This is a genomic window from Rubinisphaera italica (assembly GCF_007859715.1).
In the GTDB taxonomy this organism is placed as follows: Bacteria; Planctomycetota; Planctomycetia; order Planctomycetales; family Planctomycetaceae; genus Rubinisphaera; species Rubinisphaera italica.
The window spans coordinates 4,251,062-4,266,973 of the sequence record NZ_SJPG01000001.1 but is presented as its reverse complement, the minus strand read 5'-3'; the positions used below and the strand labels follow the sequence as shown (position 1 = coordinate 4,266,973).

8 protein-coding genes are annotated in these 15,912 nt (G+C 49.5%); 3 read left to right on the top strand and 5 right to left on the bottom strand.

Features of this window, described 5'->3' with window-relative positions:
* Positions 1 to 2: 2 nt before the first annotated feature.
* Positions 3 to 1,691: a GspE/PulE family protein gene (locus Pan54_RS15980; protein WP_146504433.1), complete on the top strand. Its 1,689-nt coding sequence runs from the start codon at positions 3 to 5 to the stop codon at positions 1,689 to 1,691.
* Positions 1,692 to 1,787: 96 nt separating this feature from the next.
* On the opposite strand, the gene Pan54_RS15975 is transcribed toward Pan54_RS15980, so the two are convergent.
* The 4 genes from Pan54_RS15975 to Pan54_RS15960 all read right to left on the bottom strand — a co-directional run bounded on the left by Pan54_RS15975 (position 1,788) and on the right by Pan54_RS15960 (position 11,989).
* Positions 1,788 to 4,994 carry a YCF48-related protein gene (locus Pan54_RS15975; protein ID WP_165441807.1) on the bottom strand — a complete coding sequence of 1,069 codons (3,207 nt, stop codon included), beginning with the start codon at positions 4,992 to 4,994 and terminating at the stop codon, positions 1,788 to 1,790.
* An 85-nt stretch (positions 4,995 to 5,079) separates the two neighbouring features.
* Positions 5,080 to 6,036: a tetratricopeptide repeat protein gene (locus Pan54_RS15970; RefSeq protein ID WP_146504431.1), complete on the bottom strand. Its 957-nt coding sequence runs from the start codon at positions 6,034 to 6,036 to the stop codon at positions 5,080 to 5,082.
* 346 nt (positions 6,037 to 6,382) lie between these two features.
* Positions 6,383 to 7,669 carry a serine--tRNA ligase gene (gene serS / locus Pan54_RS15965; RefSeq protein WP_146504430.1) on the bottom strand — a complete coding sequence of 429 codons (1,287 nt, stop codon included), beginning with the start codon at positions 7,667 to 7,669 and terminating at the stop codon, positions 6,383 to 6,385.
* Between the two features lie 495 nt (positions 7,670 to 8,164).
* Positions 8,165 to 11,989 (bottom strand): tripeptidyl peptidase II, encoded by a 3,825-nt coding sequence (locus Pan54_RS15960; RefSeq protein WP_165441806.1) that lies wholly within the window; start codon positions 11,987 to 11,989, stop codon positions 8,165 to 8,167.
* A 393-nt stretch (positions 11,990 to 12,382) separates the two neighbouring features.
* Here Pan54_RS15960 and Pan54_RS15955 point away from each other — a divergent pair, with 393 nt between their 5' ends.
* Positions 12,383 to 12,751: a nuclear transport factor 2 family protein gene (locus tag Pan54_RS15955; RefSeq protein WP_146504428.1), complete on the top strand. Its 369-nt coding sequence runs from the start codon at positions 12,383 to 12,385 to the stop codon at positions 12,749 to 12,751.
* A 26-nt stretch (positions 12,752 to 12,777) separates the two neighbouring features.
* On the opposite strand, the gene Pan54_RS15950 is transcribed toward Pan54_RS15955, so the two are convergent.
* Positions 12,778 to 13,239 carry a polyribonucleotide nucleotidyltransferase gene (locus tag Pan54_RS15950; RefSeq protein WP_146504427.1) on the bottom strand — a complete coding sequence of 154 codons (462 nt, stop codon included), beginning with the start codon at positions 13,237 to 13,239 and terminating at the stop codon, positions 12,778 to 12,780.
* Positions 13,240 to 13,622: 383 nt separating this feature from the next.
* On the opposite strand from Pan54_RS15950, the gene Pan54_RS15945 reads away from it, so the two are divergent.
* Positions 13,623 to 15,863: a bifunctional SulP family inorganic anion transporter/carbonic anhydrase gene (locus Pan54_RS15945; protein ID WP_146504426.1), complete on the top strand. Its 2,241-nt coding sequence runs from the start codon at positions 13,623 to 13,625 to the stop codon at positions 15,861 to 15,863.
* Positions 15,864 to 15,912: the final 49 nt, after the last annotated feature.

Below are 15,912 nucleotides of genomic sequence, written 5' to 3'. Positions count from 1 at the left end.
TCATGAATCTTGAACCCCTCTTGCAGCGAATTTTAACTCCTGAAAACTGGGAGCAATTACAATCGCTTGTCGATGCTGATGGGATGCGAGCGGATGAAGTGGCGATTGAGTCGGGACTTCTCAACGAAGACCAATGGCTGGCAGCTATTGGCGAAGAATTTGGGCTGGATGTGGTCAATTTGCGGAATCAGGAAATCGATCGCGACCTGCTCGCTCGCTTTCCGACCAAAACGATTTTTCGTCATGAATTGCTACCCTATGCTCGACAAAACGGTCATGCTCAGGTTGCAGTTGGTGATCCTGCTCATCTTGAACTGGTCGATGAACTGAGTACGCAAAGCGGGATCCCACTCATTCCCGTTCTCGCGCGTCGTCGTGAAATCGCCGAGAAAATTCGCGAACTTCTTGGTGTTGGCGGCGATACGATCAACGAACTGGTTCGCATTCAAAGCGACGAAGACGATTTCGATCCGCTCGAAGGACTTGATCACGAACAGGGAGAACTAGCTGAGTCTGCCCAGGCACCTTCTGTCATCCGACTCGTCAATGAACTGCTCGTCGAAGCCGTCAATCAGAAGGCGAGCGATGTGCACATCGAGCCTCACGAAAAAGGGCTTGTGATCCGCTTTCGTGTCGATGGGATGTTGCGGGTTCAAGCGGTGCCACCGGAGATTAATCGGTTTGCCGGGGCGATTGTCACCCGCATGAAAATCATGTCTCGACTCAACATTGCCGAGAAACGATTGCCGCAGGATGGTCGTATCAAACTGCGAGTCGCCGGTCGTGAAATCGATGTGCGTGTTTCAATCATTCCGATGATTCACGGCGAAGGCATCGTGCTGCGTCTGCTCGATAAAGATCGCATGGTGTTCGATCTCGAACACGTTGGCATGCCAGCCGAGATTCGTAAGCCCTTCAATCAACTGATCCGACTCCCTCACGGTATCATTCTGGTGACTGGGCCAACAGGAAGCGGAAAATCGACGACGCTTTACAGTGCATTGAATGAAATCAAATCTCCCGAGACAAAAATCATTACTGTTGAAGATCCCGTAGAATATCATTCGTCGGGAATCAGTCAGATTCAGGTTCACTCAAAAATCGGTCTGACGTTTGCCGCTGGACTTCGCAGTATTCTGCGTCACGATCCCGATGTGATTCTGATTGGGGAAGTCCGCGATGGCGAAACCGCCATCTCTGCCATCCAGGCCTCGCTAACCGGTCACCTCGTTTTCAGCACACTGCATACAAACGATGCCCCCAGTGCGATGACGCGACTAATCGACATGGGAGTGGAGCCGTATCTGGTTGCGAGTACTGTTGAAGGCGTACTCGCACAACGGTTGATACGACGACTGTGCCCGCATTGCAAAGTCCCGCATCAGCCTCATGCAGAAGAACTGCCCCCCGATTTCCGCAGCGATATTCCCCGCGAACTCTTTCAAGCCGTCGGCTGCCGCGAATGTACGGAAATTGGTTACAGCGGACGAATCGGTATCTATGAACTGATGCAGAACGACAATACGATTCGTGAATTGACCATCAACCGCGCCTCTGCGGGCGTCATTCGCTCACACGCCATCAAACAGGGCATGTCCACACTTCGCCAATGCGGCTGGGATCTCGTCACTAAAGGTGTGACTAGTGTTGATGAAGTTCTCCGCGTGACTAAGGGCGACAGTTTAAGCTGAAAATACAAGCACGAAGCGCAAGCGAGTGTGTCCAACAGTAATCCAACACACTCGCTTGCGCTTCGTGCTTGTATGATAATAATTGTCAAAAGTGAATTACTTCTTAAGCTGTAGCCAGCCATAAGAACCAAGTTGAAGTTCTTCCTGCTTTTGTCCGCTCCAGCTTTGAATTCCCTGAGCAGGCAGGATTCTGGTAATCGCGACTGACCAGACGGGATCCTGTGCGGGCGGACCGAATGTTTCGAGTTGACTCCTAGGGATCGCAATTTCCACTCGCCAATGGTCCTGATCTCCGTCGCAGGCGACATACCATTCAGGATTCCAGGTTGGATCGTCTCCGCAACGATCGTGAGTCAACCCACGTTGATCGACTTCGAAGACGCAGGATGAAAAATAATCGCGATCAACATCGATGGCGAATTGCATTCGGTCGTATCCGCTCAGGTTGGCATCGTATTGACGTTCCCCTTTGGTTGGGAGATTCTCCGGTAAGCCTTCGCGTCGTGGGCAACTGGCTGCGATATAAAAGTAAGTGTCATCAAAGCTGCACAGGACGATGGGAGTTTCTTCAGAGGTGGCATTCATCACCTGAGGATTTCCAAGTGTCGAAGTAAGTCGAAGCTCTGTCGCGGTTTTCCAGCAGTCTTCCGTAAGTTCAGCATCGAGACGAGGAGCGGCTTCGGTGAAGTGACAAAGTGAAAAGTTCTTGGGAGAGAAGCCGGAACGACTTTGCAGCCAGAATTCCAGCTCGGCAATCGCGAGCCGAGGATTGCGAATCTGATTCTCTCCCAGTTCATCGCCAACGAGATAATTGCCATAGAGTTCATTTGCTGGCCGCGTCGCACCTTGAGCACGCAGAAGGCTGGCAATCGGGAACTGAACTTCTGCAGTGCTCGCGGTATGGGGATGATTCTTCTCCAAAAATTGATACAAGGATACCGCACGTTGAGTCCAGGTGGTATTCCAGTTGGAACGATCGTTTTGACTTCCTGGACTAATCGCAGCATTCGCTTCGGTTTCAACAAAAGCCGGGACAATAGGTGAAGGAGACTCCTCAGCAAATTCTCCGGAGGCTGGGCGGATGTTATTGAGATCGTTCTGAAGCTGATTATGATCGACCTGCTGGCGGACTTTTGTTGCCTGACGTCCCTTGAGTCGCAAGGCTCTCATTTCCTGAGATCCCCACAACTGAATCAGATCGACAGCCGCTGTGGCTGCCAGTGGCTGAGCAGGAAAGTCTTCCACGATTTTCATCAGCACCGATTCAAAGAAATCCCAATCGTGATTATTCCTGTATTCGTTGGCCACTTCATATAACTGAACCGTTGCCTGTTGAGGCGTCATCCCGGCAATGAAGTCGTTCAGTTGAGCAATCGTCTGCCCGGCTTTCATTTCATTATGCATGTCCCGTTTCAGAAATGCAGCCTGATTCCGCTGACGACGTGCGATCGCTTCGCCTTTTGCATCGTCACCTTCGAGTGTAATCATTGCGCGCCGCGCATCGCTACCCGGGCCCAGGACAATCCCTGTGAAGAAATCATTTAAACGCAAGTTCTGGGGGATCGGCGTCTGCTTTGAAATCGAGTAACTCTCAAAGAGTGGCCCCGTCACTTGTCCTGGTTGAATCAATCGATATGAGGGACTGGCAGCCGAGCGAACCGATTGTTGTAAGCCGGTGAGATAATCGTTGTTATCGAGTACGAGATCTCCCCCTTGTCCGGCTCGATTTCGCAGCACGAGCCGCGATACCTGCCAGGGAGCCAGCATCGTCTGTGACTGCAAGTCCGGCATCGCCGTCACATCGGCTGCCATGCGGACGGCATTTTCGACCGCCTGCTGAATTAATAATCCCGCGTGATCGTGAGCTTCCGGGCTATCGATGACGAGGACCGTCGGGCGATAAGTTCGGATATCCCGCACCAGATGTGTCAGGACATACTCCGAAAGCTGACCATCAGTCGCGCGATTCCAACGGGTAATCAACTCGGGTTGATGTTCGCGAATTTGAGGCAGGTCAAGTGGTAACGTCCAGCGAATACTTGTGATATTTCCACCCGCATGTTGTTGAGCCGCTTCCAGTCGAAGAGGTGCAGAGGCATATTCTCCGATTTCAGCCCCTTCCGTTTTACACATTGCGATCACTCCTGTGCGATATCCATGATGTCCCGAATAACGAGCAGTCAAAGAGAGCGAAGCTTCTTCCGGCACAGACGAATATTGCAACAACGCCAGTCGACGAATGCCGCCAGCAGAGAGATTCCAATTGCGACCACCATCAGTCGTTTTGACAATCGTTCCCAGTTCACCAACTGCGTATCCGGTTTTATCATCGACAAAGGTGATTGCATTCAAAGGAGCAGAGGAAGGATTAGACGCGATCTGCCAGCTTTGACCGGCATCTTCGGAAAGCAGGATCGATGATCCGGGATGACCGGCTATCCAGACACGATCTCCCCGCGAGGTGACCGTGCGGAAATCAAAAATGCGTCGTAGCGATTCCGGGATTTCGGTTGCAGGATCCTGCCAGGAGGCTCCGCCGGGTGAGAAGCGAATCAAGCCACCATCTCCAACGATCCAGCCTTTGGCTGTGTCATCGATTGTGACAGCAGTGACTGATTTTGATCCCAGGTTCAAACTCGGATCGACAAACAATCGGTTTCCGCCAAGGAGGGCGATTTGTCCTTGCTCGCCAACCAATACGCCGCTGTTTGGCTCAGCAAAATGTCCGCCCAACCACCGATACTGCTGCGTATGCACCACTCCAGTCCATGTCTTTCCGCCATTGGCTGTCTGCCAGATTCCTGAGGGATTTTTCGAGGTCGACTCGCCGCAAACAACACCTTGACTCAAGTCGAAAAACTGCAGATGTTTGAGGTATCCCAGTCCTACGGGAGCCTGAATCTGCCATGTTGCTCCCCCATCGCGAGTTGCAAGAATGCAGCCTTGAGAGGTTCGTCCATCGACCGCGACGATGCCCCCTGCCACCCAGCCAATTTGGTCGGTCAGAAAGACGACCGATTCCCAATTGCAGGCGACCGGAGTCGGCAGAAATTTCCAGGTCTGACCACCATCAGTCGTTTTGCGAATGCACCCACGATTGCCGACAGCATATCCGATTTCCGGTCCCACAAAAGTGACATCGTGTAATGTCGCATCATCAAGAAGTATGCGTTCCTGAGCAGTAATTGGCGGGCCGACAATTGACTCTTGAGCCAGAGCAATAGCTTCAGACAGAGATGACAGCAGGAGCAGGAAGAGTGCTACTCGTAACTGAAAAGATCGTATGGCAATTTGATAAAGCATGGGATCCATCCGCTTTGAATTAGAACGATTCCTTCGTCCAGTAACTGAGTTGCTGCAGGTCAGACTGTGCCTGACACTTCCTCTCTCAAAAATCCAGATCCGGTGTATTCATCGGTTCTTCATGACCACGAAGTTCGAGGACACTCCGTTTGAGGTATCGTCGCCCCTCTTCAAATTTGGGAATTGCAGCGTGGAATTGATTGTAATATTGAGTAATCATTTCCGGATGATTTTCTCCGTCAATCAGTGCCCGAGTCAATGCCAGTAATGCGGGCTCCATTTTTTCGCGAACTTCTTCAGAGACGTGTCGGGCCGCATTGCGAATCGCTTTTGCTATTCGCTGCACTTCCTGGCGATCCTTTTCACGTTCGACAATATTCAACGTCTTTATCGCAGATGCAGATTTTCGATGAGACAATTGTGTCACATCGACAAGCCGACCGAATGGATTGGTATTCTTCGCCGATTGAATCTCACGATCCTGAGCCTTCTTCAATCCCCTGGTCGCGGCTTCGAGATCCGGATTGATGTTCAAGGCTGTTTGATAATGAATCACCGCCTGGCGATTGTTATTCACATCCAGATACGCATTCGCAAGATTCAAATGAGCTTGATCGAACTGAGGATTCAGTTTAATTGCTTCTTTGTAAGCGGGAATCGCCAGTTCGGGATGTCCGGAATTGCGATGAGCAAAGCCGAGATTGTAATAGGCGTCGAAATTGTGCTTGTCGCGTTGAATCGCATTTCGCAGCGAACTGACCGCTTCCGGAAATTTTTTCATCCGATTGTAAACCGCACCCAGATTCGTCAGTGGGGTTGCACTTTGTGGATGTTCTTCGGCCAGTTGCTGATAGCAGGTACAAGCCTGCTCATACTGTTTCGTGCGAAAATAGCACATTGCCTGCATCTCATATACATCGAGGAGTTCGGACGGATCGCCATCTCCAATCGATTCCAGAAGAACGAGTGCCTCTTCAAACTGACGTTGACGAATCAGGTTTAACGCTGCTGATTTCGTTTCTTCCATAGTGCCCGGTGCCATTAAACCTCCAGAGAAAACTCATTATTCAGTCAATGTTTTATTTTCGGGTAGAGTCAATTGTAAAGCAAAACAATGGAGTGCGTTACTATAATCGGACTCCCAAAATAAAACTCTGAAAGGGTACTCATTGGTCCATTGCGGTGGACATTCCGCGACATGTGCAGAATTGCAAGCGAGAGAGAACCTCCACGCTATCGGCTTTGCACCTTAATCATAAACGAGCTTGGATGCATTGTCCAGATGCAGATGGCACTCTCCCGCAAAAGCACGTCGAAGATTTCAAGAATTGTATCAGTTTGATAAGAACGTGATAATGGGAGTTCTGACTTGTCGCCTAAATCCACCATTATGAACCCGGCTTGATCAGATCAGTTCCGACCCATTTCTGCAGTACCTCTGGAATCTTCACACTTCCATCGGCTTGCTGATTGTTTTCCAACAGAGCAATCAGAGCTCGCGTCACCGCGACTGCAGTTCCGTTCAGTGTGTGAACAAACTGAGTTCCTTTTGTCCCCGGTTGTTTGCAGCGAATGTTCAGCCTGCGTGACTGATAGTCCGTGCAGTTTGAGCAACTGGTCACTTCTCCATATTCTCCGCTTTCACCGCGGCCAGGCATCCAGGCTTCGAGATCGTATTTGCGATAAGCGGGACCACCCATGTCTCCAGTGGCGATATCGAGAACACGATAGGGAATATTCAACCCCTGAAAGAATTCTTCTTCGATGCGTAAAATCATCTGATGGAATTCATTCGACAATTCGAGATCGGGAGCGGTGAATCCAAAGATTTCCACTTTTGTAAATTGATGGACACGATAAATTCCCCGCGTCGCCCGGCCATGAGCTCCGGCTTCTGTACGGAAACAGTGCGAAATCCCGGCGACTTTAATCGGTAACTTTTCGAGGTCGATCACTTCGTCTTTCTTCATTCCTCCCAGCGTAATTTCTGCAGTGCCTACCAGATTCAAATCCGTATTTTCGACGGAGTAAATCTGCGATTCTTCTCCACGAGGATTGAAACCAATCCCTTCGAGAATATCATCGCGCGCCAGGTCGGGAGTCGTCATCACGGTGAATCCCTCTGCTCGCAGCTTTTCGATGGCATACTGCACGAGAGCCAGTTCCAGCAGAACCGCTTCGTTCTTCAGAAAATAGAAGCCATGCCCGGCGACTTTGCTGCCTGCTTCGAGGTCAATCAGATCCAGGCTTTCCGCAAGATCGACATGATCCTTCGGCTCGAAATCATAACTCGGCTTTTCCCCAACTTCGCGAACGGTCACCGAATCATCTTCCGTCCGACCGACCGGAGAATCGGGATGGGTCATATTCGGAATTTGTGTCTGCACTTCACGCAGTTTCAAATCGACGTCTTTCTGCTGCAGCTCAATTTCAGCCACTTCCGCTCGCAATTCCTTGCCCCGGGCAATCAGCACTGGCTTCTCCTCAGCGGAAGCTTTTGGAATTTTTCCTGAAGTCTCTTTCTGTTCAGAACGGAGTTGATCCCCCTTCATAATTAATTCACGACGCTGATCGCGCAAGGCAACCAAGTCGTCCAGATTAATTTTGACGCCACGATTTTCGCAGTTTTCTCGTACCGCATCGAGATTGTCACACAGATATTGCAGATCAAGCATAGTTCAGCTTCAAGTCTAGAAGAGTGTCAGAATTTGCAGAGGGGATTATTGCAGACCAGCCTTGAACTGTCACCACTGGTTGAATTTTCCTGTTCAACTACTTTGAAATTGAGTTTAGGAGCAGTATTCCAACTACCGCAAATTGTCGTGTAAGTTCAATATCGGGGAGCAGTCAAACTGAATGCGGAATAGCGATTTGAGGGCGACTTTTAAAGCTCGAAAGAGCAATAAGGTGCGTTTAAACGCACCATTTTATGAGTGTTATTGCGCGAGTATTAACAATTCCCGTAAAATTCGGAGATCGTGAAAGGTGCGTCAAGACGCACCCTACTGTTGAACTGTAATACAAGCACGAAGCGCAAGCGAGTGTGTCCAATAGGGGCAGACACACTCGCTTGCGCTTCGTGCTTGTATTTCTATGAAAGGTGCATCAAAAAAATCGCATGCCTTCAATAAAGAGGGCATGCGATCAATCAGGTTCACAACAAAATTTGCTTATTTGTATGGAGGATGCTTCTCCGGGAACTTCAGCAGCATCTGTTTTTGCTGCCATTCCTGCCAGGTTTTCCACTCCAGTTGACCGAGCATGTCTAGTCGTTTTTTGTAGTAGAGGAATGGAGCGGAGGCATCGATTTGCTTATCGAGCAGCAGGATTGCCGAAGCGTAACGACCAGCACGGCGTTCGCGACGGACGGATAACAGGAAGTAATCCTTCTCGCTCAAATCGACCCAGGATTCCAAAGCCGCCAAAGAGTCTGCGAAGGCCTTGTCCTGAGCAGCCTGATCTGCGATCGGCGTTTTTTCGATCACATCGGGCAATTCGCGATAACCAATCGCACGCGCCTTGCGATAAAGTGTATCGACAAGTTCGGCCTTCTCTGTCTCCGCCTTTTTTCTGGCTTTCTTCGCCTCCTTATCATCTTCTGGTGATCGACGGCTCAATTGAGCAGCGATCTCATTCTGATCGTAAGTCGCAATCAGTTTTTCAGCCGTTTCGATGACTTTTTCGAGTCGTTCTTTTCGCTTTTCATCCGTATCGAGCAGTTCCAGTTCGATCTTCAACAGTTTGCGAGTACTCTCATCGCCCGCCATTAACGATTCTTTCAGCTTCGTGAATTCCTCGCTGGTGGGATCGAGTGTTTTCAGATAGGTCATCTGCAACTCGCGAACCTGATCTTCGAGAGACTTCTGCTCATCAGATTTCGATGCTGCAGTAGCCGAGCTTTCGGCGGCCGTGTAGTAGTACCGAACTTCGTAATGCGTCGCGGCTTCATCGTCGGCTGAATAAGTGACTGAGCCGACCAAATAATCGCCTGCTGAAATCCCCTTCGGTAGGGAACTCGCTTTAGGCTCATCGACATACACTGTGAGAGAATCATCGCCACTCAAAATTCCGGACGTTCCCCCTGAAGTTTCATTGGCAGCAGCGGCGTGGGAAGACCAGAAATCCAGTGAGATCGGAGAAGACAGTGATTGCTCAATCGTCAAAGGCAACTTTTCAAAGCCGTCGAGCGTATCGTAGTCATGATGTTGCGTGACGACTTCAATTTTGTAAGTTCCCTTTTCCAGGCTGATGGCATCGGCAAACATATCGTTTGTGGTAATGCGTTGCTTATTGGAATCGAAAACGTGATAGATAAACGGCCCCACTTCGGAATCGTATAGTCGATTCTCCCAGGCGAAGATGTGAGGCGTGACCGATGTTTTCTTATCCAGTTTCAATTCATAGGTCAGCTTCAACTCGTAGACTGCACTCCCATTGGGAAGAACATCGCGATCCAGAGTCAACGCTTCAATGTCATGAGATTCCGGCAGAATGACTTTATTCCATTTGGTCAGTTTGGCAGACGGTGAAATCTTCTCCGGCTGCAGTTGATTGGAAATAGTGACTGCTGAAGGACCTTGACCGTAAGCGAGCGTCATCGAGGCATCGTCCGGTTCGCCACCGTGGAATTGCACGCTGTATTTCAGGCGGCTTTCTCCAAGGATCGACCAGTATTGTCCCAACACGACTTCAAGCGTTCGCCCAGGCACAACCCGGAATGCACTGGTCGTTTCCACTTGAGGAGTGACCTGGTAATAGCTACCGGCTTCAACATGTTCGAAATCTTCGCCATCGACAAGTTGCATTGTATGGAGTCGGAAGAATTTCGGCTCTGTCGTATCGACCAGAGACATTTCCAATTCACACCAGGTAGCCCCGGCTGGCACATCCAGAAAATGTCGCTGGAGTTGACCAGGAACGAAATCGTTCTCGTACTCCAGTTTGTAATGATTCTCAGTCAGTTCCGCATCCCGAACCGGAATCACAACGGTAATTGGAATCCGGAACAGAATATTCGATTCATCGCTGTTGGCTTCGTAAGCCAGTACTTCTGCAAAGTGGACGCCGGTTTCGAGTCCCGTTGGATCAACTTCAACATCGAGCCGATTTCCACCATGATTCAAATGCAGCAGATTCCCAACCTTCACGAAATCCGCAGTCGCTTTCAGATTGCAGAACAGGTTCACTTCGAGCCGATTTTCAATCGGGGTCCCTTCCGGAAATTTCGGAGTGACATACACCCGATGAGCAGCAGCGGCTAGCGTCTGATGCGGATCTCGCAAATAGATCCCGCGGCCATTGTTTGCAGCTGGAATAGAGATTTCAAAATTTAGTAACTGGCTGGACTCTTTGGCATGGTTTTCCAGATACGACCAGGCTTTATCAACTTGCAACAGGCCGGGACCAGCCGCAAAGACTTCGGCATTGGGCACGACTTCTGCAGTATTCTGAATCGCCTTGCGAACAGAGAACGGATTGTATTTCAGTTTATTCTGTTTCGCGGCAGAGAGTAACAGAGCAATATTTCCGCAGGCATTCGGCGACGCCATTGAGGTGCCGTTCATCTGCTGATTGGCCTGTCGTGTCCATTGTGGCACTGGAGCGATTGCTCCCCCCGGTGCAAAAATATCGACGCCCATGTCGCCATCCGAAGTTGGTCCTCGTGAGGTCCAGGTGTAGGGCAAGCCAGGCAGATCATCTCGGAGTGAGTACTCGGATTTCATCATCTCTGGCGAAATGTACGCTCCCACTCCCAGAATGACGGACGTTGTTCCGCCAGGGGCTCCGACTGTCGTCAACGCAGGACCAGCATTGCCTGCACTGGAGACGAAAATCACATCGTGATCAGTAACGACTTCGGAATAAAGTTCTGCGATTCGTCCCACATTGGGAGTTTGTGAAGGTTCGCCGTAACTCATGTTGATGAGATCGCATTTATTGTCGATAACCGCTTTCAAACCCCGAACCAGTCCGGGACCGTTTTCCATTCCATCGAGCCGGGTATCGCCAATTTTTACGGAAACAATCTGTGCTCCCGGTGCAACACCATTCCATTCAGGATTCTCTGGATAATAAGCCGAGACAATTCCTGCGACATGAGTTCCGTGTGCACCGGTATCGCAGACGATGGAGAGCAGTTTGCCTTCGTCGTAAATGTTGACACCGAAGTTCATATTGATCGGATCGGCGAACGTGTCGTATTTTCGCTCGACACGGAAATTTGTCAGCACAGCTTCTTCAGCCAGATCACCATCTTCATCGGTATCGATGACCGCTCGATGATGTTCGCCATCGTAAAAGACGACGCAATCGTAAATTGGACCGGCATCAGAATAGTCTTTCAGCAATTCATCGATCAGTTTGACCTGAGCTTCCAGTTCCGCCTGTTCTTTCTTTTCTTCATCTTTTGGCTTGGGATGCTCGGCTTTCCAGCTGGCCAGTTTGTGGGACAGTTTCGCTCGATGCAACTGCTGTTCTGCTTTGAACGTCTTCTCCCGTTCTGCTTTGATGACGGTCACAAGTTCAGGGGGAAGCAGTTCGTAGCCGGACTTCATACCGAGTCGGAACTCGCCGGAAGGGTTTTTCCACTCTGCTGAGAGTTTCAACTTGCGGCCACTCAAGCCTGTCAGTTCGTTATTTTCGGCTTTTGTGGGATCTTCCATGATTACATCGCCACTGCCAGTGCCGTCGATCATGTCAATCACTTTAGGACGACCATCGGGCGTGGTTTGCAATCCTACCGCTCCGGGATCGACACCTGTATCGAAAATGGCGACCACAGTACCCCGGCCATCAGCTTCGGGATGATCTTTCAGGAAGCGAAGAGCCCCGGTTTCTTCTTTGGGCATCCAGCTCAAATCAGTGGGAGGAGCGGACTGTTTTGGAGGCTGCTTTGTGGCTTCCTGAGTCTTTGCATCATTCACCGGTTGGCCGATGACGGAAAAAGCCGGAAGCGCAAGAGCTGTCACCAGCCATAAAATCGAACTACGTCGCATATCTGTTCCATCCGTAAAGCGTAACTTCGAATTTGTCCCGGAAATGAACTCCATATGGATATACCTATCCCACACGAAACTCGCATTTCCGCCAGACTACGAAGATATCCTACTCCACGAAGTCGGACTTTCCAAATCGTTCCGCTGTGAATGACGTGGATTTCTCGAAACACCGGCTGTTGAATGGTGCATGTTGCAAGTGCGAATTCATGAGACATCTGCAGTGAATTGTTAGATGCATCGCAAGTCGATTCAGTTTCTGACATCGCCAGGACGACAACTATCAAAGAGGAAAAACTATGTTATTGCGACTGCGGTTCCCGGCAGTTTAATGTGAAACTCCTCGCTCATTCCAATACGACCTCACCGATTGAACTCACTACAGGAATCACCATGGGTAATACACAAACAGCAACCTCATTCATGCAAATGGTCACAGCGGGAAATATTCAGCAAGCCTATGACGAGTATGTGAGTGATAATTTCATCCATCATAACATCTATTATCCCGGAGATCGCGAAGCGTTACTGACAGCCATGATCGAAAATCATGAGCAGTTTCCAAGCAAGATCCTCGACATCAAGCGGACGATATCCGAGAACGATCTGGTGATGGTGCATTCGTTAATTAAACTGGATACCGAGCATGATGGCGTCGCCGCGGTTCACATTTTTCGATTTGAGAACGATCAAATTGCCGAATTATGGGACATGACCCAAGCCATCGATCTGGATTCCCCGAATGAAAATGGGCTAATTTAGACCATTTTCATTCCAGTCTCCATAAATTACCGAGCCTTGGCATATTCCTGCTCAAACCGCTCCTGCTCTTTCTGAAAGACTTTCAGGCTTGGAAGTCGAGCGGTTTTGTATTGGTTTTCTTCCAGTGAAATTTGCTTGCCTGTGTTTTCATAGACAGTATCCGCGATTTTCTGATTGCTGAAATCGCCTTTCGGTAAATCAACGGCCACATATCCATCCTGCATTTTTGCGGGAGATTGTCCGCGATATTCGTGCGGAGGGAGATAAATGGCACCCGTTGTAATATCGACGGCAAAAGCAATCACTCCCGGGATGAAGAACAGCAATAAGCCAAGGCCATCCAGAGCGACAACTTTCCAATCGAGCTTCCCTCCGGGTTGTCCACGCCGTTCTGGATAAAGGAAAGTGCCGCATCCAGAAATGGCAGGCAATGCAAGGGCACAGGCGACCTTCGTAATGAAACGACGCCGTGAATATTCAAAGCTCATCGAGAAACTCCCGGCATCAATGCCAGCAAGATTGCAGATATGTGAATTAAGGGCCCGCAAAATTCACCAAGGGAGAACTCAGAGAATTCAGTGCGTGTGGTAATGAGAATGAAACTTTGAGGCAAGACATGATTGGAAAGCACTACTTTTACAATTAGTCATCAGCCAATCACAGATCGCAAATGGGGATCATATGATCACACTTCATGTGCTTTATTTCTCATCTCCACAGCCCATTCGAGCGTGAATCCACAAATAACGTGCAAGTGTTTGCACGAATGAGGTCGTTTTACGCAATTCATTGCACGCTCCCCTTGATTGTTGTCTTCAATGGTTAATATGATCCTCTTCACGCTCAACACCCACCTAGAAAGCGCCTGGTCATGGAAACAGAAACGAAGACATCCACTTTGCTCAAAGACCTGATTTCCGGATTAGTCGTCTTTCTGGTGGCTTTGCCTCTGTGTCTGGGGGTTGCACTGGCATCCAATGCTCCTCTGATGTCTGGAATTCTTGCAGGGATTATCGGCGGGATTATTGTTGGACTACTGAGCGGATCTCATACGAGCGTAAGTGGACCTGCAGCTGGGTTAACTGCGGTGGTCGCTGCACAAATTGCCTTGCTGGACGGGTCCTTTGAAAGTTTCTTGCTCGTCGTCTTTTTAGCCGGTGTGATTCAGGTCGTTATTGGACTTCTGCAGGCTGGTTCAATCGCTGAGTTCTTTCCGACGAGCGTTATCAAAGGCCTGCTGTGTGCGATCGGTATCATTCTGATCCTGAAACAGATTCCCCACCTGTTCGGCCACGATAAAGATCCCGATGGTGAAATGTCGTTTCAACAACCCGACCACGAGAATACCTTTTCCGAACTCCTGGCAATGACAGGGGATTTGCATTGGGGAGCTTCGATCGTCGGCATTGCATCACTTGTCCTGCTGGTTTTGTATGGTCGCATTTCGTTCTTCAAAAAGTTGAATATTCCAGGACCTTTGATTGCAGTGTTGTTCGGGACAGGGATTAAATTTGCATACGATCATTTTATGCCTGGCACGAATTGGCAAATTGAAGCCTCTCATCTGGTGCAATTGCCAATCGCAGGAAGTATTTCCGAGTTCACCGGGTTCATGACCATGGCTGATTTTTCCCAGATCGCAAATCCCGTCATTTACACTGGTGCAATCACCGTTGCTCTGGTTGCATCTTTGGAAACATTGTTGAATCTGGAAGCGGTCGACAAGCTCGATCCCCAACAGCGAACCTCGCCCCCCAACCGGGAACTGGTTGCTCAAGGGGCAGGAAATATGGTCGGGGGATTAATTGGAGCAATTCCCGTTACGTCTGTCATCATCCGCAGTTCGGTGAACATCCACTCGGGTGGACGCACAAAGGCAGCGGCAATCTTTCACGGATTCCTTTTGTTGATATGTGTTTCGATGCTGCCTCAGATTTTGAATCAGATTCCACTTTCCTGTTTGGCTGCAATTCTCATTTTAACTGGTGTCAAACTGGCCAGTCCTCAATTGTTTAAACAGATGTGGCGAGGTGGCTGGAATGAATTCATTCCCTTTATTGTGACCACATCAGCCATTGTATTAACAGACTTGCTGATCGGTATTCTTATTGGATTGGGTGTCAGTATTGCGTTCATCCTGAAAAGCAGTTTGCGTCGTCCAATTCGCAGGATTATGGAAAAGCATATCAGCGGAAATGTGCTGAGAATACAATTGGCGAATCAGGTGACTTTTTTGAATCGAGGAGCACTCAATCGAGTTTTCGATGAAATTCAGGATGGCGAACAGGTTCTCATCGACGCCAGCCAGACCGATTATATCGACCCCGATGTTCGCCACCTGATTCATGAGTTCGATGAAATTACTGCTCCTGCTCGCGGAATTACAGTCAGCCTGGTCGGTTTCAAACATGACTATGAGTTTGAAAACAAAGTGCAATATGTTGACTATTCGAGTCGGGATGTTCAGGAGAAAATGAGCCCTGCACAAGCTCTTCAACTCATGCTCGATGGCAATGAGCGTTTTCAATCGGGACGACAGATTTCCCGAAATCTGGGCCGTCAGGTCTCCTCGACTGCAGGTGGACAATTTCCGATCGCGGTCGTGCTCAGCTGTATCGACTCCCGAACCCCAGCCGAATTGATTTTTGATATGGGGCTGGGAGATATCTTCAGTGTGCGTGTCGCCGGGAATGTGACCAGTCCTCAGGTCCTCGGCAGCATGGAATATGGTTGTTCCCAGGCGGGTTCGAAATTACTCCTGGTTGTGGGACACACCCGCTGTGGAGCAGTCACTGCAGCTGTCGACCTGGCTTGCAGTCATCAAAATGCAACGGAGGCAACCGGCTGCGAGCATATTGACAGCATCGTCGATGAAGTCGAACACTCGATTGACGAATCGATCATTGAACGCGTGAGTAAGTCACAAGCCGATCAGAAAAACGAGATCGTTGATGATGTTGCCCGCATGAACGTCCAGCATACTGTCGATAAAATCCGCGAAGTCAGTACTGTGCTGCGGAATATGGAAATCAATCGTGAAATTGCGATTGTCGGGGCCATGTACGATGTCAGCACTGGCCAGGTCGATGTGATCACTCCCTCCATTGCTTAACAGGAACAGAAGGTAATCGTCTCATCGCACTTTAGACACAGGACAATTT

Bases quoted from the DNA above. Each gene is read 5' to 3' on its own strand.
- Pan54_RS15980 (WP_146504433.1), top strand. From the start codon at position 3: ATGAATCTTGAACCCCTCTTGCAGCGAATTTTAACTCCTGAAAACTGG.
- Pan54_RS15975 (WP_165441807.1), bottom strand. From the start codon at position 4,994: ATGCTTTATCAAATTGCCATACGATCTTTTCAGTTACGAGTAGCACTC.
- Pan54_RS15970 (WP_146504431.1), bottom strand. From the start codon at position 6,036: ATGGCACCGGGCACTATGGAAGAAACGAAATCAGCAGCGTTAAACCTG.
- serS (WP_146504430.1), bottom strand. From the start codon at position 7,669: ATGCTTGATCTGCAATATCTGTGTGACAATCTCGATGCGGTACGAGAA.
- Pan54_RS15960 (WP_165441806.1), bottom strand. From the start codon at position 11,989: ATGCGACGTAGTTCGATTTTATGGCTGGTGACAGCTCTTGCGCTTCCG.
- Pan54_RS15955 (WP_146504428.1), top strand. From the start codon at position 12,383: ATGGGTAATACACAAACAGCAACCTCATTCATGCAAATGGTCACAGCG.
- Pan54_RS15950 (WP_146504427.1), bottom strand. From the start codon at position 13,239: ATGAGCTTTGAATATTCACGGCGTCGTTTCATTACGAAGGTCGCCTGT.
- Pan54_RS15945 (WP_146504426.1), top strand. From the start codon at position 13,623: ATGGAAACAGAAACGAAGACATCCACTTTGCTCAAAGACCTGATTTCC.